This window comes from Propionibacterium acidifaciens DSM 21887 (assembly GCF_000426605.1).
Classification (GTDB): domain Bacteria; phylum Actinomycetota; class Actinomycetes; order Propionibacteriales; family Propionibacteriaceae; genus Propionibacterium; species Propionibacterium acidifaciens.
The window spans coordinates 1-21,761 of sequence record NZ_AUFR01000038.1 but is presented as its reverse complement, the minus strand read 5'-3'; the positions used below and the strand labels follow the sequence as shown (position 1 = coordinate 21,761).

Here is a 21,761-nt window from a genome sequence, read left to right as displayed (position 1 = left end):
CCTCGTTTGTTGGTGGTGGGGGGTGTTGTCTTCATGGGCGGTTCTTCGAGGTGGCGGGGGCTGATCCTGGTCGGGTCGCGGTGATTGACGAGCAGGGTGAGCATGGTTTCGGTGAGGTGGCTCGGCGGGCGTTGGCTGTTGCTGCGGTGCTGCGGGGCGGGGGTCTTCGGCCGGGGGATCGTGTGTTGGTCTCCTGTCCTCGTGGTGTGGGTCAGGTCGTCGCGGTGCTGGGGGTGCTGGCGGCTGGTGGTTGTTATGTTCCGGTGGATGTGGGGCATCCGCGTGTTCGGCGTGAGCGCATTGCCGGGATCTGCGGGGCTCGTGTCGTGGTGGATGAGTCGTGGTTGGCTCGTGTTCCGGTGCTCGAGGATCCGTTCGGGGTCGAGGTCTCGTTGGATTCGTCGCTCGATGCGTATGTGGTGTTCACGTCGGGGACGACTGGTGAGCCGAAGGGTGTGGTGATGACGCATGAGGGGGCGATGAACACGATTGCGGATGTGGTGGCCCGGTGGGCTGTGACCGCGGATGATCGTGCGTTGCTGGTGTCGTCGTTGGGTTTTGATCTGTCGGTGTTCGATCTGTTCGGTGTGCTGGGCCGGGGCGGGTCGTTGGTGATTCCGCCTGCTGGGCGGTATGCGGATCCGGTCGTGTGGGCCGATCTCGTGGCCCGGTACCGGGTGAGTGTGTGGAATTCTGCGCCGGCTCAGTTGTCGATGGTTCTGGAGGCTGCGCCGGTTGGGCGGTTGTCTTCTGTGCGTCTGGTCCTGGTGTCGGGGGATTGGGTTCCGGTTGATCTGGGGGTGAGGTTGTGGGCTCACAATCCGGTGATGCGGGTGGTCGCGTTGGGTGGCGCGACTGAGGCTGGTATCTGGTCGAATTTTCATGTGTTGCGTGCGGGGGATGAGGTGGGTTCCTCGATTCCGTATGGGGTGGCGTTGTCGGGTCAGTGCATGGATGTGGTGGATGGTTCGTGGCGGGCGCGTCCGGACTTGGTAGCCGGTGACATCGTGATCTCGGGTGGTTCTTTGGCCAGGTGTTATGAGTCGGATCCGGAGTTGACCGCGTCCAAGTTCGTGGTCGTCGAGGGGGTTCGTTGGTATCGGACCGGGGATCGGGGTCGGTGGCTCCCGTCCGGTGAGATCGAGTTCCTGGGGCGCACTGACACGCAGGTCAAGGTCCACGGGCACCGCATCGAACTCAAAGAGATCGACTCACTCGCGACGCGTGCACCCGACGTCGCCCGAGCCGTCACCGTCGCCCACGCGCCTCGGGCGGAGAGACCGAGAGATCTGGCTCTCGCCCTGTTCGTCGTTCCCGATCCCGATGCGCGGGACTGCGAGTTCGACGAGTACATGTCCACCTCCATCGCGTTGGCCCGACGGGTCGCGGCCGGACACGCCGAGTCCGGGAGCCGGGAATTCCTGGAGCGGAGCGTGGCAGCACTGGCCCAGCGCTTGGCCGCTTATTTGTCCCGGCAGGAGCGCCACACGATGACCTGCTGCGAATTCGCCCGGGAGTCTCCTTTCTCCGGCGCGGTCACACCGGTTATTCATGGCTTCGACTACCAGTACCAATTGTTCGTCCCCGACCCGGCTGTTCACGCCGGACTCGGCCCCGACATGCGTTTCGAAGCGCACGAGTGGCATGAGTGGGACGGGACCGTCCCCCGGGATGAGCAGCTGGGCAGGGCGAACCTCATCATCATCGACGCCGCCGACCCGGCATCACTCCTCCGCGGGCTACCGGTCGGCACGGCCGGCGTGGCCTGCATCATCGTCGCCACTACACAGGACTCGGTCGAGCAGGTGCGCACCGCGCTGAGCACGACCGGGGTCGATGCCGTGCACATGATCGGCGAGGCCACCGACCCGATGACTCTGCTTGTCGGAACGATCGACCGCAGTCGCTCGGAGCTGGTCGAGCAGCATGTGCGCGAGCTGCTCGCCTCGAATCTCCCTTCTGGCTGGATACCGGCCAGCATCTGCGTCCGCACCGAACTCCCTCTCACCGGCAACGGCAAGATTGATCGGGAGAAACTGATCACGATCGCAGACGGACTGCATGCGGGCGCCGCGTCCCGAGAACTCCCCAGCGAAGAATCCCGGTGCCTCGACTTGTGCCGTTCAGTCCTGCGCCGTCCCGAGCTGACCAGCACCGACAATCTGTTCGCGCACGGCGCGGACTCGCTCGTCATGGCCCAGCTGGTGACGGCCGTCCGCGAACAGCTCGAGCAGGCCCGAGGCCTTCCCTTCGACGCCGTCCTGCGCGCCCTCATGGACGATCCCCGCCCCATCGGTCTGGACTCCTTCCTGGCCAACGCTTCGGCGGCCTCTGGAGGTCCCGCCGAAGAACGGCCGGCCCTCGAACTCCCGGAGGATTCCGAGCACGGCATCGCGCTGATGCGGATAGCCGGCCCGGCCCAAGGCGGGCTACTCACGGTCATGGCGCCCGGGGCGCTGCTGGACTCCGCCTATTTGCAGCCCCTGGCCGAGCAACTGGCCGACGGCCCCGTCATCGGAGTCAGGTCGTCCGTCCCGGACTGGTATCTGACGCTCGATCCCGCGAAGACCTTCTCCGAACTCGCGCAGGCCATCGCACCACTCATCACCGATCTGGTTCCCGAGCAGGTGCGGGTCGTCGGGCACAGCATCGGGGGATTCATTGCCGCAGCCATCTCGGGAGCACTTGCCGATCTGGGTGTCGAGACGCGCGCACCGGTCGTCATCAACGCAACGCCACCGACCCTGGCCGGGAATGACCCCATGCTCAAGGACATGTTCTTCCTGTCTGCCCTCGGCCTGCCCCCCGCGATCCTCGGCCTGCAGCCCGAGGACCTGATGTCGATGGCCTCTCTGGTCAAACGGCCGAGCGGCTCCGAGGGACCGATCGACATCCCGGCGATGATCGAGGACGCCGCGACGGGCGAGCCGGCCCTGACCGGAGCCATCGAACGCCTCCAGAACTTCTACCGGATGAGCGAGGAACAGCGCCTGGCCGGTTATGCGAGGAACCATCGCCGCCTGACCGGCGAGACCATCGACCAGCAATGGCTGTCATCCGAACACGCGCTCTTCTCACACAGCTACGAGGCCTCCTTCGCTGGGCCCCCAGTGCTCCTCACCAACATTCATCTGGTCACCTCCGCACAGGACAACTCGTACATGCCGGGTGTGGAGGAACAGCGCACCGCGTTCTGGGACTCCGCGACCGTGGGCGAAGTGCGGCACTACAGCACTCCGGGAGATCATTTCAGCTGCGTACGGCCGCCTCTGGTCAAGCGTCTGGCCGAGACGATCCTGCGCATGGAGGAGGGATGCTGACACGCACCGCGCTGCACCGGTTCACACGGCCCGGGCACCCCACTGTCAGTGTCACGGTCCTGCCCCATGCGGGCGGCAGCGCCTCGTACTTCCGATGCTGGGTCCCCGCCGCTCAGCGGCTCGGAGTCGAACTGACGGTCGTGCAGCACCCGGGCCACGAGGAGCTCTTCTCCGAGGCGCCAGCCAGCACACTCGAAGAAATGTCCTTGATCGTGGGCGAAACCATTCGGAACGAGGCCGAGCGCACCGTGCTCTTCGGCCACTCGATGGGCGGGCTGCTCGCCTACGAGACTGCGATTGCGCTGGCCGGTCAGGACCGTGAGTTGCTGGGGCTCCACATCTCGGGGAGCAGGGCACCCGACCAGCCGGTGAGCAACCCAAGGCATGAGCTGCCCGACGAGAGGCTGGTCGCCTCGATCGCGGCGATGTCCCCGGACGAGCCCTGTCCGCTCGAGGACGAGCAGCTCGCAGCCGTGCTGCTCCCGCAGGTCCGCCTAGAGATGAGATTGGCCGAGACGCACCACCGGGCGCCGCTCCCGCTGGCCATACCGATCATTCTCCACATGGGGACGGAAGATCCTGATTTCAGCGCCGAGGACGCCCCCGCTTGGGAGCGGTTCACGTCGTCCGGCACCGAGTTGCTGGCCCATCCGGGGCATCACTTCTACCTGGGCAGCGAAGCAGCAGCCGGCGAGATCCTCGAATCCATCATTGCTCGAATCCCCCGAGAAGCAGAAGACGAAAGGAACACCCCTTGCAATTCCTGAAGGACATCATCCGCTCCTGGTCGGAGAAGGCCGATGAGCCGGCCGTCATCGATGACACCAGGACGCTCACCGGCCGTCAGGCCGCTGCCGCAGCCAAGGCGACCATCGACATGTTGACCGAACACGGCACTGCCCATGAGGGCATCATCGCCTTCACCGGGTCCGACACCCTCGCAAAATTCCCGATGAACATCGGCATCCTGCTCGCGGGCCGTGTGACCTCCGCCCTGGCCCCCTTCGCCTCCGCCCCGGCACGACAACACATGCTCAGCGAGTCGGGCGCCAGGCTCGTCCTCGTGGACGCCAAGACCCGTCACATGGCCGAGGATGTGATGACTGCCGATTACCGAGTTCCGATCGTCGAGGAGGAGTCCTTCATCGACTTCTCCCAAGAACTGTCCCCGGCCGAGCTGACTCCCTACGCGGAACGGATCTGCGGCGAGGACTGGATGACACTGCGCTACACCTCGGGCTCCACCGGCGAGCCCAAGGGCATGTACCTGCGTGCGCAGAGCACCGAGGACATGACGTACAACTACATCAGCCGCTGCGGTGGCGTCGGCATCACAGGTCGTTTCCTCTGCACCATGCCGCTGTCCTCACTGGAAGGCAACGGCATGGCCCAGATGTTCGCAACCGCGGGTCTGGTGCCCTGCGTCTATCGCGGCCGCGCAACACCAGCTGGTATTCTCAGCGAGCTGGAACGCTACCGGATCACCGACGTTTTCCTGCCATCCAGTCAGCTCACCGCCATTGTTCGCGATCCCTCCTTCGAACTCACCGATCTCTCCCACCTGCGCACGGTCGTCTACGCCGGACAGACGATCAGCCCCACCGATCTGTCCGAAGCCATAGCCGCCATCGGCGGGGACAAGCTGGTGCAGGTCTACGGACAAACGGAATCAGGCATGCTCTCCGCACTCGACAAGGATGACCATCAGTCCGGGGATCCTGAAATCTTGAGCAGCGCTGGAGTCATATTCTCGCCCGCGGACGTCGAAATTCGTGATGACAATGGCCGGGTCGTCCCCGACGGGGTGTCCGGTGAGATCTATGTACGGGGAAGCTACATCAACGCCGAGCGTTGGACGCCCGAACGCACCCACGTCACAATCGTCGCGGAAGACGGTTGGATGGCCACCAGCGACCTGGCCCGTCGCGTGAACAACCGCCTGTGGATAACCGGCCGCAAACGCGACATGGTCCTCTATCGCGGCTACAACGTTCCCACCAGGCCCATCGAAGAAGCCCTGGTCGAGTACCCCGGTGTACGCGATGCCGTCGTCCACCCTGTCGAGGATTCCTATGCCGGGGAAGTGGTCTTCGCCTGGCTGCACCTCAAGGACGGGGCCACCATCGACAAGGAAGCCGTCGCCGACTTCATACAGGAACGGGTCAGCAAGTGGTCCAGACCGTCGTACATTCAGTTCGTGGACGCTCTGCCACAGCGTTCTGCGCTGAAGAAGACGGACAAGGTAACCTTGCGCGAATGGGGGGAGGAGCTGGTGCGCACCGGTGCAGTGGAGCGCCTCCCCCAGCCGCAGACAAGCTGATCGGCCCGCCGCACGCACCGCACGGGGTCATCTTCGCCGACAGACAGGTTCATACAGGTTCTCTTGCGCGAATGCGGGGAGGAGCCGGTGCGCACCGGTGCAGTGGAGCTCCTCCCCCCATTCGCGGACAAGCCGCCCGGCCCGTCGCACGGCAGCGCACGGGTCATCTTCGTCGAAGGTTCTTCCGCAGCAGCACACCGACGCTCAACACGAGCAGCCCTCCGAACCAGGCCAGGAAGACAATCAGATGTCCGCCATCGAAATCACCGGTGACAGCATCGTGCACGAGCTGGACGACTGCTGTCATCGGTGAGGCGTCGACAAGCGGGCGCAAGGCCTTCGCATACATCTCGCGCGGCATCATGGCCGTGTTGAAGAACATGGCCGCCATGATGAGCGGAGCGAAGGTGACCGCGCCCTGCGGGGTGTCGACGAGATAGCCGAGCATGACTCCCACTGCACCCGCCACCACCGCGATGGCGAACAGGATGACCAGGATCAGGATCAGGCTCGTCGCGTTCCCGTAATCGGCGCCGTAGAGAAATCCGGTGAGAAGTGCGACCAGAGCCGAGACGAATGCCCGGAGCCCCTCCGCGAGGATTCGACCGACGAAACCCGAAGATGATGGACCGGGCATCGTCGTGAGACGGTCGGGGAGCCCTTGGTGACGTTCGTGGACAGTGTCACCGGCTCCCATGAGGGCACCTGTGAAGGCCTGGGAGACGCCGATCATGATCGCAATGCCGGTCATGTTCACCTCACGTCCGGTGAACTGCTCGATCATGCCGCTGAACAGCACATCAATCATGACGACCATGATGAAGGGCATGCCGATCATCGAGCCGAGCAGCGATGGTGAGCGGAGCCAGCGTTTGAGGAGCCGGCCCGCATGAACTGGCACGGAGCCGAACCAGTTGGCTCTTCCGATCATCCGGGACCGAGTGCTCACGACTTCCTCCTGAATGCTCCGATGACCCACACCGAGCCGAGGAGCAGCCCAGCGCTCAGCCAGGCCAGGGCCTCCCAGCCGGCTCCGCCAGGATCTGAACCGTTGAGCAGGGCGCGATTCGTGTCGATGAGCGGAGAGAACGGCATGTGCTTCACTACGGGCTCGAGCCAGTCCGGCAGAGTCATCACCGGGATGAACGCCGTCGAGAACATGAGGACCGGCACTTCGATGCCCTGGATGAGGCCCGCGACCTGCACGGGTCTGGCTGCGCGCAGGCAGATGCCGGTGAAAGCGAGACCGAGCACGACGCCCATCGCCAGCGCGACGAGGAAGGCCAGCAGCAATCCCCGAAAACCGTCCGGTCGCGCACCACAGAGAAGACCGAGGACCACGACGGTGAGCAGCGAGAGGATCGAGCGCAGCACGTCGGTGGCGATACGACCGCCAATCGCCACGCCAGCATTGATCGGCATGGCCCGCATCCTCGACAGGAGACCGCTCTCCGCATCGACGGCCAGAGCCATGGCCGAGCCGCCGGCGGTGAACATGACTGCCTGGAACATCGAGGCCGCCATGAGGAAAAGAGCGTAGTCGAAGCCCGAACTGCTCGCCGCATGGCCGAAGACGGCCCAGAAGGCGAGCATGAACATACCCGGAATGACGAAGGCCGACACGATGGAGGCGCCGTTGCGACTAAGCCGCACATTGTTGCGCCATGCCGCCCCGGAAAAGGCCCGCCAGCTGCTGGGCCGCACTGTCCGCGATCGCTGTGCACTGGATCCGAGGACTGCCGTCATGATTCTCCTCGCGCTTCTTGGAGAGCCGGTCCCCCGGAGGCCTCGGATGCTTCATCCTTGGTGAAGGCCATGCCGAGGAACACGTCGTCCAGTGACGGCGGGTTCAACGCGGCCGACTGCACCTCGACCCCCTCTCGGCGCATGATGTCAAGAGCATCGGTCAGATCATCGGCTCCCCGCGCAGCGGTGAACGAGAGCGCCAAGCCCTCGACGGTGAATTTCTCGACCCCGAGCGCAACAGCACCGGGCAGCAGCTCCGTCGCCGCCCGGTACGCCTCCTGAGCGCTGTCGAGGGTGATCGAGCAAACGGGTTTGCCGAACTGCTGACGAAGGTCGACCGGCGGGCCCTGGAGCACCTTCCGACCCTCACGGATGAGAATGATGTCGTCCGAGAGTCGTTCAGCCTCGTCGAGATACTGCGTGGTGAGCAGGATGGCAACGCCGCGATCACGCAACCCCTCAACGGTTTCCCAGAGCTCGCGACGGGAAAGCGGATCAAGCCCTGTCGTGGGCTCGTCGAGGAAGAGCAGGCGAGGTTCGACGATGAGTGAGGCCGCAATGTCGAGACGTCGACGCATGCCCCCGGAGTACTTGCTGACACGCTGAGCAGCCGCGTCGGCGAGTCTGAACTGCTCGAGCAGGTCATCGGCCCGGGCCCTGGCCTGGCTATGGCCCATACCGTGCAGCCGGGCGAAGAAGATGAGATTCTCCCGCCCGCTCAGTTCACCATCGACGGCAGCGAACTGACCCGTCAATGAAATGTTCTCGCGCACCCGTCGAGGCGCACGGACGACATCGTCGCCGCAGACCCGTACACTGCCCGAGCTCGGCAGCAGGAGAGTCGAGGCGATGTTCACCAGGGTCGTCTTGCCGGCACCATTGGCGCCGAGCAGGGAGACCACCTGATGCTCCAGCACATTGAAGGTCAACCCCTTGAGGACCTCCGTACGCCTGTTCCCCCTGCCGAAACTCTTGTGAATGTCTAGGACCTCGAGTATCGCATGCTCGATCTGCGGTGTTTCCTCAATCATCTCTGTTCAGCCCATTCTTCCCGGTCTCAGACCTGGTCCTCGTCACGGATAAGATCGAATGTGTCGGGCACGCAGTGCCCTGCGACCGACTTCTCATGGAGGTATCTGCGCAGCGCCAGGGGACGCAACCAGCCGCCTTCTTCGTCGGGGACCAGATGGATGGTGGCCTTGATCGCCTGGCCGAGCACCGGGTGCGCCACCCCCTCGACCGAGGCGTGGCGGATCTGTGGATGCTCCTCCAGGAGAGTCTCCACATAGCCGGGGAAGATCTTCTCACCGGCACGGTTGATCTGCGCCTTGCACCGACCGACGACGCGGAACTCGAGAGGCCCGGCAGGGCCCGCGGCCCGTTCGATCTCCACCAGATCACCGCTGTGGTACCAGCCGACTGAGTCGAAAACACCTGCCGCCTGCGGCGGATCATCGATGAAGGAGGGGACCGTGTAAGGGCCTCTACTGAGCAACTCCTGGCCTTCGGTGCCGTCCGGTGCGACAACACGGGACAAGAGGATCTCGTCCTGCTCGGACAGCGGGACGAGCCGATGCGCACGAGGCTCGAGGACGCGGTCCATCTCAAGGGGCGAGTAGGCGACCAGTCCCTCGGCCGTACCGAAGACCTCTTGCACATGCGCTCCGAACCTGGTCTGCGCTGCGGCCGCAAGGTCCAGATCCAGCGGAGCGCCACCGACCAGTACCATGCGCAGGGAGCGGAGCGGTTCGGGATCCCGCCCGGCCTCCTCCGACCACAGGCCCAGCAACGAAGGAACAAGCGGTATGTGCGTGCACCCGTGCGCGTGCACCAATGGTACGCAGGTGCTCGGCGAGGGGTCGGGGGCGAAGACGACGGTGCCGTGCGCCATGAGCGCGCCGAGGACCCCCGGTGAGGCCATCGCGAAGTTGTGAGATGCGGGTATGCCGATGAGCATGACCGTGTCGGGTCCGACCCCGCAGCGGCGGTTCGACAGCTCGACGGAGCACAGGTAATCCTCGTGCGTACGCCCGATGAGCAGACACGCGGCGCAGCGCGCCCCGCCCAGCTGGACGAGCGCAGGATCACTGGGAAGCATCTGATGGAGAGCCTCGCCGGACTCGGCGTCAGCCGCATCGACAGCCAAGCCGCCCGGTACCTCCACCTCATGCACGACAGGGGACGGACCGCAGGCGGGCAGAAGCCCGATCGCATCGTGCACCGCACGGTGCAGGGAGGGGAAGCGCCCGTCATCGGCCACCGTCACCACATGGTCAGCACGAGAAGCCTCGATGATCTCGATCAGTTCCCGGGCGCGCAAGGACTCGGTTGCCATGACCGGCAGGGCACCGCACTGCACGAGCCCCAGGAAGCACTCGAGCCAACTGACCGAATTCGGCAGGTACAGGACGACTGTCTGGCCAGCCGCTATCCCCTCGCCGCGCAATCTGCCCGCCACCGCCAGGCACCTCTGCCAGAGTCCGGCATAGTCGAGAGAGCGATGCTGATCGACCGCGGCTGGTTTTCCGGGCACCCTGACCGCCGCCTCACGCACGAGGCCGGTGATCGTGGAAGATGACCACAGCCCAGCGGCGCGGTACCGTTCCGCCCTTTCCGCCGGGATCTCCGGAACAGCGAGATTCCATGTCGTCACGTAGCCCTCCCACCCGACAGCAGGGCACGGTCGTTCTTGCCGACGGCGGTGGTCGGGATCGCACTGACGATCTCGTACCGATCCGGGTGCTTGAAGGCGGCCAATCCGCTGCCCTGCACATGGCGGCGCAGGTCGATCTCACCGAGCGCAGAACCCTGGCGGAGGATGAGGAAAGCGACTATGCACTGGCCGGTCAAGTCATCGGGCCGCCCGGTGACTGTCGCATCGATGACATCATCCAGTTCGAGCAGGACGTTCTCGACCTCCTCACCCAGGATCTTCTCGCCAGCACGATTGATCACCTGCACTGCACGACCCTCGACGACGAGGTTCCCGTCCGGACGGACCCGCACCAAGTCCCCCGTCCGGTAGTAGCCTCGGTCATCAATGCTCTTGGCCGTGGCAGCGGGGTTCGCATAATAACCACTGATCGTGTATGGCCCGCGCGTACGCAGCTCACCCACCTCGCCCTGCGGCACCGGGCAACCATCAGAATCCGTGACGAGCAGTTCATCGGCGCTGCACATGGGCCTGCCCTGTGTACCCAAGCGCACCTCGTCGTCATCGTCCAAGCGCGTGTAGCAGACCAGCCCCTCGGCCATGCCGAAGACCTGCTGCACCCGACCGGGAAACGCCTTCTCGACCCGCTCGGCAGCGGAAACCGTGAGCTTCGCCCCGCCGATCTGCACCGTACGCAGGGATTCTGGAGCGGGTCGGTCTCCGAGCGCATCAACCCAGATCATGGCCAGCGGCGGGACAAGAGCAACCATGGTCACGCCGAACCGCTCGATGAGCGGTAGGCAGATGTCGGGCGACGGGGCAGGGGCCAGAACGACAGTTCCACCGGCCAGGAGCACGCCGAGCGCCCCCGGCGAGGAATTGGCGTAGTTGTGCGCCACCGGTAAAGCGGCCAAGAAGACCGTGGAGTCATCGACACCGCAGATCCTGTCGGACAGCTCCAACGTGAGAAGATACGGGTCGATGGCCCTGGCGATGAGTTTGGGGACACCCGTGGAACCGCCCGAGACGAGAAGGAACGCGGCATCTTGCGGATGAACGCCCCAACCCGAGCGATCCGCCGTCTGACCGGACGATGCTGAAGTGAGAGCAGCAGGATCAGTCCACAGCTCAAGGGTGCGCCCTTCACGGGCCAGCCGATCGGCAACGTTGCGGGCAATCGTGGCGTGCGCAACGCCGAGCCAGGTCTCGACAGTGACGACACCCACCGCAGCAGTGGAACGGGCGAAGGCCTCGAGCTCGGTTTCACGGTGCCCCGGCAGGGCCAGCAGCGGCATGGCCCCCAGCCGCAGGAGACCGAGGTAGAGCGGGTAGAACTCAATCGTGTTGGGCAGATGCAGGATCACGCACTGGCCCGGCCGAACACTCGACGCAGCGAAATTCTCGGCCACGGCATCGATCTGCTCCCACAACTGCGCGTAGTTCAGGGACCTCGCCCCATCGGTGAGGGCCACCCGGTCCTCATGATCACGCACGACCCGGGCGAGGACGTCGTCGAAGGTGAGCCCGCGCCACAGCCCCTGCCGTACATAATGCTCAGCGCGATCGGGGGGCATCGGGCAGAAACCGGCTCGGGGTTGCTCGAGAGGAGCCCACTGGCGGGATGCGGCCGAGGTCTCCACCGACATCGCGAGCCCACCGCGCTCGGCGTGCCCACCATGCCAGGCTGCGAACTCGATCTGACGAACCGAGTTCCGCGAAGACTCTCCGACGACGATGGACTCCCAACTGGCCAGCGTCTGGTCGGTCATCATCGCGATGAAGTCGGAGGGAAGACCCGCCGCATCGAGACGCTGCACCAAGGACATGACGTGCAGGGAGTCCATGCCATAGTTCATGAGCGGCTCATCGGGATCGATCTCCCCGATCTCGTCGACGGTCGCATTCAGCAGCTCTGCGATGAGAGCGTGCAGCTGTGCGATCTCACCGGGACGGTCCATCGCCTCGCCCTCCTGTTCTGCGCTCAACGGACCTCCCTGAACAGAGCAACAATGTTTTTAGGTTATCCTTACCTACTCTAGCATTCCGGACAACGAGTTGGCAAGCCTGGACCAGGACTGGCCCCGTCACCGAGCTGCCTCCAGCGCTCGACCGCGCCGCGCCAGGACGCCGAGCCAGCAGGCGGCCGCGACCCCGGTGACGCAGGAGGCCGCGAAAGCGAGGAAGACCGCACCCGCGGGGCTGGCGAGACCCTGTCCGCGGCCGACCCTCAGCAGCAGGAACGAGCCGATCACCGGGGCGGCCACCGCACCGAGCCGACCGACCCCCAGGGTGACGCCGAGCACCGCGGCGCGCAGCGACGGCCCGACGGAGTCGGCGACGAGGGAGTTGACCAGGTTCTGGGTCGAGGGCGAGAACATGCCCAGCAGCGCGACGAGCACCATGAGGGGAACGCCGGAGAACAGCCCAGAGGGCACCAGCACGAGACAGACCGCGCAGGCCGTGCCCGAGACGACGGTCAGCGCCCAGGCGCCGTAGCGCATGGCGAGCAGCCCGGTGAGCGCGGAGCCGATAACGGCGCCGATGTTCAGCACGAGTGTCAGCTGAAGAGCGCCGTCGAGCGGCACCCTGATCTCGGTCATCAGCTTGGTGAGCCATGTGACCAGCCCGTAGAAGGAGAGCAGGAAGAAGAAGGTGGCCAGCGCCCCGGCGATGGCCGGTTGCACGACTCCCCTGGTCACGACGCCCCGCCGAGCAGTGACGTCCCTCGACGGTCGCGGCGGGGGATCGGCTGCGCCGGAGCGCATGACGCCAACGACGACCGGGAGTACCGCCGGACCCAGCAAGGCCCCCACGGCGAAGAGCACCCGCCAGCCCGTCCAGGAGACGCACAGATACGACAGGCAGGTGGCGATGATGCCACCGGCCGGGATGCCGCCCATGACCAGGGAGATGCACAGCGGGCCGAGGCGCAGGCCGCTCGCGGACCTGGCCATCGCCATGCAGATCGGCATCACCACGCCGAGGGCCGTTCCTGCGACGAGCCGCGCCGCGCCCAACCAGCCCGCGTTCGGAGCCAGGCCAGCCGCGAGCATGGCTCCGGAGAAGACGAGAATCCCCCAGCGCAGCACCCGGAGCTGCGTCAGTCGAGCAGCGAGCCGGCCCACGGTCAGGCCCCCCACGAGCATGCCGCAGAATACCGCCGAACCCACCAGGCCGGCCGCCCCCGTCGTCAGGCCGAGCCCCCGATCGGCCGTCAGGAGGGGCAGGACGCTTCCGTAGACGCCCAGGTCATAGCCCTCGACGGTCATCGCGGCGGCCGCCGCCAGCACCACCCGCCAGCGCACCGCCCCGGCGACCCCCTCACTGGACCCGGGGAGCACCGGGCATGCGGCCTGACCACGTCGATCGATCATTGAAACCCCTTCTGAACCGGTCGAACCACTCGCATCGGAGACATCAAGCAGACAGTGGCCGATGACACCGGACAGGAATAGGTTAGACTCACCTAAGCGGTAGGTTAGACTCACCTGAGATTGTTCAGTCTCTCAGACAGACAGATGGACGTGATGACCAGCACACCAAGGACGCTGTCACCGGTTCTTTGTGATGTCGTCCGGACGACATCCCCGGTCAAGCCCGACCTGCGGGCCGGTTTCGTCATGATCGCGTCGATGGCCGTCGAGTCGACCATCATCGGCCCCCTTCTCGGCTCCGTGCTGGCCACTGCCTTCGTGCTCGCCCTGTGCCTCGTGCTCGGCATGGGCCGGAGGACCTGGAGGCCGGCGGCCGCCTACGCGCTCATCGTGGCCGCGCAGCAGTTGTGCGTCGCCGGTGGCGCCATCCCCCTGGTGCCCTTCTTCGGCATCGCCCTCACCCTCGTCGTGAAGGCCTACCCGATCTACGTCACCGCCTGGCTCGTCCTCCGCAGGCTGCCGATGAGCGAGGTCATGGCCACTCTCGACCGCATCCATGTCAGGGGCACCCTGCTGGTCGTGCTCATCGTCATCTACCGCTACGTGCCCACACTCGTGGGCGAGATCCGGGTCATCCGCTCCGGCGCCCGGCTGCGCCACACCCAGCCGGGCTGGAAGCGCTGGTCGCGCCACCCGGTCGCCCAGTGCGAGCACCTCGTCGTCCCGGTGCTCATGCGCACCGGGCGGATCGCCGACGAGCTCTCGGCCGCCGCGGTCTGCAAGGGGCTCGACCCCGACGCCCACCGCACCAGCATGGTCGCGCCGCGCATCCAGCCCGTCGACGTGGCGCTGGCGGGCGCCTGCGTCGCAGTCGTCATCCTGCTGAAGCTGCTGGTCGGCTGAGATGGGTGTCGAGTTCGAGCGCTTCAGCGTCGCCTACCTGGGTGACGACGGCCCCCTGCCCCCGGCCCTGGACGGCATCGACCTGCTGGTCCCCGACGGCCAGACCGTCCTGCTCACCGGCCCCTCCGGGTGCGGCAAGACCACCGCCCTGCGCTCGATCAACGGGCTCGTCCCCGGCTTCCACGAGGCGCAGGTGAACGGCCGGGTCCTCGTCGACGGCTTCCCCGTCGCACAGCACACCACGGCCGAACTGGCCTCCCGGGTCGGCTACGTCTTCCAGGACCCCCGGTCGGAGTTCTTCACCTTCGACGTGCGCAGCGAACTCGCCTTCCCCTGCGAGAACGCGGGCGTCGAACCGGACGAGATCGCCCGGCGGATCGACGAGACCGCGGCGGCGGTGGGCATCGAGGAGCTGCTGGGCCGGGGCCTGTCGAAGCTCTCCAGCGGCGAGAAGCAGAAGGTCGCCATCGGCGCCGCCCTCATGCCGCGCCCGCGCATCCTGCTCTTCGACGAGCCGTCCGCCAATCTCGACACCGAGGGCCTGGCGATGCTGACCGAGGTGATCGGCTCGCTGAAGGCCCGGGGCGTGACCGCGCTGGTCGCCGATCACCGGCTCAGCTACCTGGACGGCGTCCTCGACCGTGCCGTCATCATGGACGCCGGACGCATCGTCGCCGACCTCGGCGCCGAAGACATCGCCGCCAAGGATGCGCAGTGGTTCACCGACCAGGGCCTTCGCCAGTTGCGCCCGGAGGCCGTCGAGTCCTGCCCGGTAGCCGGGCCGGTCCCCGGCGACGGCCTGCGCATCTCCTCGGCCGCCTTCGCCTACCCCGGCCACGACATGCTGTGGAGGATCGACGACCTGTGCCTGCCCGCCCGCGGCGTGGTGGGCATCACCGGCACCAACGGCTGCGGCAAGACGACGCTGGTCCGGGTCATCCTCGGCCTGCTCGCCTGCCGGGGCGCCCGGATCCGGCTCGGCGACGCCGACTGGCCGCGCCGCCGGCGCACCCGCGAGAGCGCCTACGTCATGCAGGACGTCGAGTACCAGCTGCTCGGCGAGTCGGTCCGCGCCGAGCTGCTCATCGGCCCCGAACCGGGCGAGCGGACACTCCGGCTGGCCGACGAGCTGCTGGCGAGGATGGGCCTCAGCGCCCTCGCCGGGCAGCACCCGCTGACCCTCTCGGGCGGCCAGAAGCAGCGCCTGGGCATCGCCCTGGCCTGCATGAAACAGGCCCCGGTCATCTGCCTCGACGAACCGACCGGCGGCCTCGACGCGGGCAGCATGCGCGCCCTGTCGGAACTGCTGCGGCAGGTGGCCGCCGACGGCGCGCTCGTGCTGGTCATCACCCACGACACCGAGTTCGCCGCCGAGACCTTCGACCACGTGATCCGCATCGACGACCACGGAATGCGCCTGGAGACCGTCACCACCCGCACGCGCCCAGGCGCCGCACGCACACCTTGAGAGAACGGAGACAACCGATGAGTCAGAACGATCCCGCCGCGCCCCAGGGCACCACGGCGGTCCAGCAGGCCGTGCAGCACAAGAACTCCAAAGTCCGCGACTACGTGACGATGGGCGTCTTCATCGCCCTGTACATCGTGCTGTTCATGTTCTGCGGCATGATCATGGCCGCCGTGCCGATCATCATGGTGCTGCTGCCGGTGATCTTCGGCCTCTTCGGCGGCCTGATCTTCACCGTCCTGCTCGGCAAGGTGCAACGCCCCGGTTCCTTCCTCATCACCGGCCTCGTCCTCGGCCTGTGCCTCATCACCATGGCGCCCGGCGGTTCCATGTGCTACATGACGATCCTCGGCGGCATCATCGGCGAGCTCATCCACTCCAGGCTCGGGCGCCGCTCCTTCCGCTCGATGACCCTGGCCTACAGCGCCTTCATCGCCTGCTACTCGATCGGCGAGTACATCCCCTTCGTCTGGATGAAGCAGGCCTACCTGGACCAGTACGCCGACAACGCCGCCCTCGAGGTGGCCCGCGTCGGCACGAACCTGCTGAACCCGCTGACGATGGCCCTGTTCTGCGTACTGGGCGTCGCGGCCGCCGTCATCGGCTGCTACTGGGGCCGTGCGCTGACGCGCAAGCAGTTCAAGCGCGCCGGCATCGTCTGACCGGCACGGTCACCACCAGCCGCCGAGGAGGAGGCATTCCATGAGCGCACAACCGGCACCGGACGCCGGGCAGCCGCCGCCGAGGAACATCTGGGAACTGACCGCCAGCGCGCACCGTTCGATGCTGCTGGGCGGCCTGGTCGCCTTCGTCGGCTCGGCCCTGAAGATCGTGCCGTACGTCGGGCTGGTCGAGATCGCCCGGGGGCTCCTGTCCGGCGCCCCGGCGGCGCGACTGTGGGGCTGGGTGATCGCGGCCGTCATCGCCATGATGGTCCACGGCGTCGCCTACACGGGGGCCGTCGGCGCGAACCACCGTACCGAGGCCGGGCTGCGCTACCAGCTGCGCCGGCGCCTGGTCGACAAGCTCAAGCGCGTGCCGCTGGGCTGGTTCAACGACCGGTCCAGCGGCGTGGTCCGCAAGGCGATCACCTCGGACACCAGCTCGGTCCACTCGCTCGTCGCGCACCTGTCGGGCGACCTGGCGAACACCCTGGGGGTCGTCGTGGTGGGCTTCGGCTACCTGTTGTGGCTGGACGCCCGCTTCGCCGGCGCGCTCATCGCCGGCTGGGTGCTGCTGCTCGCCCTGTGCATGCTGCCGAGCCTGCGCGCCATGGGCAGGAGATTCGAGGACTACTCGGCCGCCGAGCGCGAGCTCGCCGCGGTGACCGTCGAGATGGTCGACGGCATCAAGGAGGTCAAGAACTTCGGCATGACCGCCACGGTGTTCGGCCGCTTCGACGCGGCCCGCAAGCGGCACGCCGACGTCTCGATGGAGTGGATGAACGCCGCGGGGATCGGCATGGCGATCGTCGGCGCGGCGATGCAGCCGGCCACGACCCTGGCCCTGACCGCGGGCACCGGCTACTGGTTCGTCCGCATGGGCTGGGCGCAGCCCCTGACGGTGCTCGCCTTCGCCCTCGTCTGGGTGGGCATCCCCGAGGGCCTCCAGGCGCTGGTGCAGATCTTCCAGCAGGTCTACGCGGCGACCCAGGCGGCCCGGTCCACGCTCGACGTGCTGTCCACCGGGGAGCTGCCCGAGCCCGACGCGCCGGCCGAGTTCACGGCCGACCGTTCACTCATCGAGCTGAAGAACGTCTCCTTCTCGTACGAGCCCGGCACGCCGGTCATCGAGGACGTCAGCCTCACCTGCCGCCCCGGCACCGTCACCGCGCTCGTCGGCCCCTCCGGCGGCGGCAAGTCGACGCTGGCCAAACTCATCGCCCGCTTCTGGGACGTCGACTCGGGCTCCATCAGCGTCGGCGGCGTCGACGTGCGCGCCCAGACGAACCAGCAGCTCATGAGCTCGATGTCGCTCGTCTTCCAAGAGGTCATGACCGCCACCGACACGGTCGCCGGGAACATCGCCCTGGGCAGGCCCGACGCCACCCGCGACGAGATCGTCGCGGCGGCACGGGCGGCGCGCATCCACGAGCGGATCATGACCCTGCCCGAGGGCTACGACACGACGCTCGGCGAGAACGCCGGCTTCCTGTCCGGCGGCGAGGCCCAGCGTCTGACCATCGCCCGCGCCTTCCTGGCCGCTCCCCCGATCCTCATCCTGGACGAGGCCACGGCCCAGGCCGACGCCCACTCGGAGCTGGAGATCCAGCGGGCCATCACCGGCCTGGCGCAGGGGCGCACGGTCGTGATGATCGCCCACCGCCTGTCGACCATCCGCAGCGCCGACCAGATCGCCGTCGTCGACGACGGGCGCATCACCGAGACCGGCACCCACGACGAGCTGCTGGCGGTCGGCGGGCAGTACGCCGCGCTGTGGGCCGCGCAGAACCAGACCATGGCAGGAGTCCACGATGCTTAGCCGGTTCAACTCCTTCTTCGACCGGCCCTCGACGATCCACCTGCTGGTGACCGGCTATGTCGTCGCGGCCGTCCTGCAGGGCCTGGCCTTCAGCGCGCTCATCGGTTTCCTGCGCGCCCTCCTCGGGCCCGACCCGGGGCAGGCGTGGGGCCCGATGTGGCTGCTCGTCGGCTTCGGCGCCGCCGCCTTCCTCATCCAGGCCGCCACACTGATCCGCGCGAACAAGGTGAGCGCCTACGACGTCTGCGGCAACGCCGTGGCCAGGATCGGTTCCCACGTCGTGCGGCTGCCGCTGGGCTGGTTCGATTCGGGTTCGGTCGGGCGGGTCTCCTCGGCCATCTCGACCGAGACCGACAACCTCTCGCACCTGACACCCATCGTGCTGCCGCAGTTCATCTCCGGGATCGTCACCCCGCTGACGGTGCTGGTCGTCACCCTCTGCTACGAATGGCGCCTCGGCCTCATCATGCTCCTCGTGGTGCCGGTCGTCGCCCTGCTGTGGAACTGGGCCTCGCGGCTGCTCATGGCCGAGCACCGGCGGGCCCCCGCCATCGCCGCGCGCACCGCCTCGGTCGCCATCGAGCACGCCCACCTGCAGCCGGTGCTGCGCGCCCAGGGCATCTCGGGCACCGCCTGGCGGCCCCTGGCCGAGGCCCTGTCGGACGAGAACGACGAGATGAACGCGATCATGGCGGCCCAGGGACGCCCGACCATCGCCTTCGGTCTGCTCGCCCAGGCCTTCTTCGCCGCCGTGCTGGCCGCCGGCCTGGGCATCGTGCTCGGCGGCGGCCTCGACGCCGCGGCCTTCGTCGCGATCGGCGTCATGGCCGCCCGCTTCACCACGCCCATCTCGCAGTCGATCTTCTACGCCGCCGCCCTGCAGCAGGACATGGTCAGCCTCGACGCGATCGAGCAGATCGTCGAGGCCCCGACCCTGCCCGAACCGGCGAGCCCCGGGCACCCGGCGGGCACCGACATCCGCCTGGACGACGTGACCTTCGGCTACACGACCGGTGACACGCTCTTCGAGCAGTTGTCGCTGCAGGCCGCCGAGGGGCGGATCACCGCGCTGGTCGGCCCGTCCGGCTGCGGCAAGTCGACGGTCACCAAGCTCATCGCCCGCTTCTGGGACGTCGGCTCCGGCCGGATCACCGTCGGCGGCGTCGACGTGCGGAACATGGACTCGGCCGAGCTCATGGACATGGTCTCGATGGTCTTCCAGGACGTCTACCTGTTCGACACGACGATCGCCGAGAACGTGCGGATCTCGCGTCCCGGGGCCACCGACGAGGAGCTGACCGAGGCCATCGCCCGGGCGGGTCTCGAGCCCGTCATCGCCGCGCTGCCCGATGGGCTCGACACGCGGGTCGGCGAGGGCGGGCTGAGGCTGTCCGGCGGCGAGCGCCAGCGCGTCTCGATCGCCCGCGCCTTCCTCAAGGACGCCCCCATCCTCCTGCTGGACGAGATCACCTCGGCGCTGGACGCCGAGAACGAGTCGGCCATCACGCAGGCGCTCGCCGAGCTGGCGGCCGGACGGACGGTCGTCGTCATCGCCCACCGCCTGTCGACGATCATGGCCGCCGACCACGTCTACGTCCTGTCCGGACGCGAGCGCGGCATCCCGACCCGCATCGTCGAGCACGGCTCCCCGGCCGAGCTGGCGGCCGGGGACGGCATGTTCGCCGAGCTGGTGCAGGACTTCTCGCAGACGGCGCGCTGGAGCGTGCGCTGAATCCCGGCCCGGGACGATGGGGCCCGGGCGGGCCCCTGGCGGGCTCTCCCGCCCGCGATCCCGTCGGGCCGGGGCGGGGGGCCCGGCCCACTCGGTGAGACGGCCCGCCTCAGCCCTCGTAGCCGCCGGCCAGCCAGCGCAGCGCGTAGCCGACGTGGAGTTCGGCGCCGATCGGCAGAGCGGCCTCGTCGAGCGCGAACTCGTAGGTGTGGTGCGGGTGGCTCGTGGCGGGGGTGCCGCCGGAACCGACCCGGGCGTAGACGCCCGGCGCGTGGTGGAGGAAGACCGCGAAGTCGTCGCCGCCGGCGCTCCTGGGGTTGTCCGTGATGACCCGCTCGACGCCGGGCATCTCGAGGGCGACCCGGGTGGCGAAGCGCGAGGCCTCGGGGTCGTTGTCGAGGACGTCGGCGTAGACGGTGCGGGTGAACTCGGCGGTCGTGTTGTGGGCGCGGGCCGTGGCATCGGCGATGCGTTCGAGCGAGGCCAGCACGGTGGCGCGCACCTTCTCGTCGAAGGCCCGCACGGTTCCCTCGAGGTGGGCCGAGGAGGCGATGATGTTGTAGTTCTCGCCCGAGGCGAATGTGCCGATGCCCACGACGGCCTCGTCGAAGGGGCTCAGCTCGCGGGCCACGATCTGCTGGGCCTCGACGACGATCGAGGCTCCCGCGACGAGCGCGTCACGGCACAGGTGCGGTTTGGAGACGTGACCGCCCCTGCCGTGGACATCGATCGAGAAGTGGTCGACGCTGGCCCACTGCGGGCCGGCGGTCGTGCTCACCGTGCCGACCGGAAGGTCCGAGGCGAAGTGGAAGCCGAAGACCTGGTCGAGGCCCTCGAGGGCGCCCTGCTTCTCGAAGATGAGGCCGCCGGCGCCGATCTCCTCGGCCTGCTGGAAGGCGAACTCGATGGTGCCGTCGAAGTCGGCGCGGTGCGCCGTGAGGACCTCGGCCGCCGCCAGCAGGGCGCTGACGTGGCCGTCGTGGCCGCAGGCGTGGTTGGCCCCGACCGTGCTGGCCCACGGCGCGCCGCAGTCGTCGCGCAGCGGCAGGGCGTCGATGTCGGCGCGCAGCAGGATCGTCGGCCCCTCGTCGGCGCCGGTGAGGGTGCCGAGCAGGCCCGTCTCACCGACCCCGACGTGGTCGATGCCCAGCGAGTCGAGGCGGTCGGAGATGTACTGCGCCGTGCCGAACTCCTTCAGGCTCGTCTCGGCGTGCTGGTGAAGATGGCGGCGGTCGGCGATGATGCGCGGGGCGAGCGCCTCGATCTCGGCGTGGATGCGCTGCTGGTCGAAGACCATGATTCCTCCTGCTCGCCGAGTCCGGAGCAACGGGCCGCGCCGGCCCGGACCAACGGCGTCCTGCTGTCGTCGGCTGTTCAGGCGGCCTTGCTCTGCGAGGCGGTGGCGCTCGGGGACGCCGAGGGGGCGCCGTCCCACACCGGGAACTGCGAGCCCTTGTAGACGTCGGCGATCGTCCGGGCGACCTCGTCGGACTGGTAGTACCGCACGACCGTCCGGTAGGTCTCGTCGTCCACGTCGGAGGCGCGGGCGGCGATGACGTTGTAGTACGGTTTGGAGGCCTCGCCGACCTCCTCGCGCAGCAGCGCGTCGGCGCTCGGGGTGAGCCCGGCGTCGACGGCGATGCCCGAGTTGACGACGGCAGCGTCCGAGTCGTCGAGGGAGCGGGCGGTCTGGGCGGCGTCGAGCTGGGTGATCCGCAGGTTCTTCGGGTTGCCGGTGACGTCGTCGAGGCCCGGGGTGAGCCC

16 protein-coding genes are annotated in these 21,761 nt (G+C 67.5%); 8 read left to right on the top strand and 8 right to left on the bottom strand.

Features of this window, described 5'->3' with window-relative positions:
• Positions 1 to 50 precede the first annotated feature (50 nt).
• Genes K336_RS0111175 through K336_RS0111165 form a run of 3 tightly spaced genes read left to right on the top strand, consistent with a single transcriptional unit; the run spans position 51 to position 5,640 of the window.
• The gene (locus K336_RS0111175) at positions 51 to 3,320 is read left to right on the top strand and encodes a non-ribosomal peptide synthetase (protein ID WP_081660790.1); all 3,270 of its coding nucleotides are present in this window, start codon (positions 51 to 53) and stop codon (positions 3,318 to 3,320) included.
• The gene (locus K336_RS0111170) at positions 3,314 to 4,087 is read left to right on the top strand and encodes a thioesterase II family protein (RefSeq protein ID WP_028707069.1); all 774 of its coding nucleotides are present in this window, start codon (positions 3,314 to 3,316) and stop codon (positions 4,085 to 4,087) included. The genes K336_RS0111175 and K336_RS0111170 overlap by 7 nt, the downstream gene beginning before the upstream one ends.
• A complete protein-coding gene (locus K336_RS0111165) occupies positions 4,075 to 5,640 on the top strand; it encodes a class I adenylate-forming enzyme family protein (protein WP_028707068.1) in 1,566 nt (521 codons plus the stop codon). Before K336_RS0111170 ends, K336_RS0111165 begins: the two co-directional genes overlap by 13 nt.
• Positions 5,641 to 5,803: 163 nt before the next feature.
• Here K336_RS0111165 and K336_RS0111160 read toward each other — a convergent pair whose 3' ends face one another.
• From K336_RS0111160 to K336_RS0111135, 6 genes are all read right to left on the bottom strand, one after another.
• Complete coding sequence (locus tag K336_RS0111160; protein WP_155945080.1) at positions 5,804 to 6,571, bottom strand: ABC transporter permease; 768 nt, start codon at positions 6,569 to 6,571, stop codon at positions 5,804 to 5,806.
• 14 nt (positions 6,572 to 6,585) lie between these two features.
• Positions 6,586 to 7,386 (bottom strand): ABC transporter permease, encoded by an 801-nt coding sequence (locus K336_RS0111155; protein WP_043150921.1) that lies wholly within the window; start codon positions 7,384 to 7,386, stop codon positions 6,586 to 6,588.
• Positions 7,383 to 8,417: an ABC transporter ATP-binding protein gene (locus K336_RS16155; RefSeq protein ID WP_051245725.1), complete on the bottom strand. Its 1,035-nt coding sequence runs from the start codon at positions 8,415 to 8,417 to the stop codon at positions 7,383 to 7,385. Before K336_RS16155 ends, K336_RS0111155 begins: the two co-directional genes overlap by 4 nt.
• 26 nt (positions 8,418 to 8,443) lie before the next feature.
• Entirely contained in the window at positions 8,444 to 10,039 is a 1,596-nt protein-coding gene (locus K336_RS0111145; protein ID WP_021797601.1) for an AMP-binding protein, read from the bottom strand.
• Positions 10,036 to 12,024 (bottom strand): AMP-binding protein, encoded by a 1,989-nt coding sequence (locus K336_RS16150; protein ID WP_155945078.1) that lies wholly within the window; start codon positions 12,022 to 12,024, stop codon positions 10,036 to 10,038. Before K336_RS16150 ends, K336_RS0111145 begins: the two co-directional genes overlap by 4 nt.
• Before the next feature lie 99 nt (positions 12,025 to 12,123).
• Complete coding sequence (locus tag K336_RS0111135) at positions 12,124 to 13,413, bottom strand: MFS transporter (protein ID WP_081660786.1); 1,290 nt, start codon at positions 13,411 to 13,413, stop codon at positions 12,124 to 12,126.
• A gap of 153 nt (positions 13,414 to 13,566) precedes the next feature.
• Here K336_RS0111135 and K336_RS0111130 point away from each other — a divergent pair, with 153 nt between their 5' ends.
• The 5 genes from K336_RS0111130 to K336_RS0111110 are packed head-to-tail and all read left to right on the top strand — an operon-like array spanning position 13,567 to position 19,997.
• Positions 13,567 to 14,316, top strand: a complete 750-nt coding sequence (locus K336_RS0111130; protein WP_162142606.1) for an energy-coupling factor transporter transmembrane component T family protein — start codon at positions 13,567 to 13,569, stop codon at positions 14,314 to 14,316.
• Between the two features lies 1 nt (position 14,317).
• Positions 14,318 to 15,784, top strand: coding sequence for an ABC transporter ATP-binding protein (locus K336_RS16145; RefSeq protein WP_051245720.1), 1,467 nt, complete (start codon positions 14,318 to 14,320; stop codon positions 15,782 to 15,784).
• A 17-nt stretch (positions 15,785 to 15,801) separates the two neighbouring features.
• Positions 15,802 to 16,446, top strand: coding sequence for an MptD family putative ECF transporter S component (locus K336_RS0111120; RefSeq protein ID WP_028707063.1), 645 nt, complete (start codon positions 15,802 to 15,804; stop codon positions 16,444 to 16,446).
• A 40-nt stretch (positions 16,447 to 16,486) separates the two neighbouring features.
• Complete coding sequence (locus K336_RS16140; RefSeq protein ID WP_021797594.1) at positions 16,487 to 18,265, top strand: ABC transporter ATP-binding protein; 1,779 nt, start codon at positions 16,487 to 16,489, stop codon at positions 18,263 to 18,265.
• Positions 18,258 to 19,997, top strand: a complete 1,740-nt coding sequence (locus K336_RS0111110; protein WP_028707062.1) for an ABC transporter ATP-binding protein — start codon at positions 18,258 to 18,260, stop codon at positions 19,995 to 19,997. The genes K336_RS16140 and K336_RS0111110 overlap by 8 nt, the downstream gene beginning before the upstream one ends.
• Positions 19,998 to 20,106: 109 nt before the next feature.
• Here the strand turns inward: K336_RS0111110 and K336_RS0111105 are convergent, their stop codons facing one another.
• Together K336_RS0111105 and K336_RS16135 are read right to left on the bottom strand one after the other, a co-directional pair.
• Positions 20,107 to 21,294, bottom strand: a complete 1,188-nt coding sequence (locus tag K336_RS0111105) for a M20 metallopeptidase family protein (protein WP_051245714.1) — start codon at positions 21,292 to 21,294, stop codon at positions 20,107 to 20,109.
• Between the two features lie 77 nt (positions 21,295 to 21,371).
• A partial coding sequence (locus tag K336_RS16135) for a MetQ/NlpA family ABC transporter substrate-binding protein (protein ID WP_233418759.1) occupies positions 21,372 to 21,761 on the bottom strand: 390 nt, incomplete at its 5' end.

What these genes read in the sequence shown, in the direction of transcription:
- K336_RS0111170 (WP_028707069.1), top strand. Translation starts at nt 3,314, where the DNA reads ATGCTGACACGCACCGCGCTGCACCGGTTCACACGGCCCGGGCACCCC.
- K336_RS0111160 (WP_155945080.1), bottom strand. Translation starts at nt 6,571, where the DNA reads ATGATCGGAAGAGCCAACTGGTTCGGCTCCGTGCCAGTTCATGCGGGC.
- K336_RS0111155 (WP_043150921.1), bottom strand. Translation starts at nt 7,386, where the DNA reads ATGACGGCAGTCCTCGGATCCAGTGCACAGCGATCGCGGACAGTGCGG.
- K336_RS16155 (WP_051245725.1), bottom strand. Translation starts at nt 8,417, where the DNA reads ATGATTGAGGAAACACCGCAGATCGAGCATGCGATACTCGAGGTCCTA.
- K336_RS0111135 (WP_081660786.1), bottom strand. Translation starts at nt 13,413, where the DNA reads ATGATCGATCGACGTGGTCAGGCCGCATGCCCGGTGCTCCCCGGGTCC.
- K336_RS0111130 (WP_162142606.1), top strand. Translation starts at nt 13,567, where the DNA reads ATGACCAGCACACCAAGGACGCTGTCACCGGTTCTTTGTGATGTCGTC.
- K336_RS16145 (WP_051245720.1), top strand. Translation starts at nt 14,318, where the DNA reads ATGGGTGTCGAGTTCGAGCGCTTCAGCGTCGCCTACCTGGGTGACGAC.
- K336_RS0111120 (WP_028707063.1), top strand. Translation starts at nt 15,802, where the DNA reads ATGAGTCAGAACGATCCCGCCGCGCCCCAGGGCACCACGGCGGTCCAG.
- K336_RS16140 (WP_021797594.1), top strand. Translation starts at nt 16,487, where the DNA reads ATGAGCGCACAACCGGCACCGGACGCCGGGCAGCCGCCGCCGAGGAAC.
- K336_RS0111110 (WP_028707062.1), top strand. Translation starts at nt 18,258, where the DNA reads ATGCTTAGCCGGTTCAACTCCTTCTTCGACCGGCCCTCGACGATCCAC.
- K336_RS0111105 (WP_051245714.1), bottom strand. Translation starts at nt 21,294, where the DNA reads ATGGTCTTCGACCAGCAGCGCATCCACGCCGAGATCGAGGCGCTCGCC.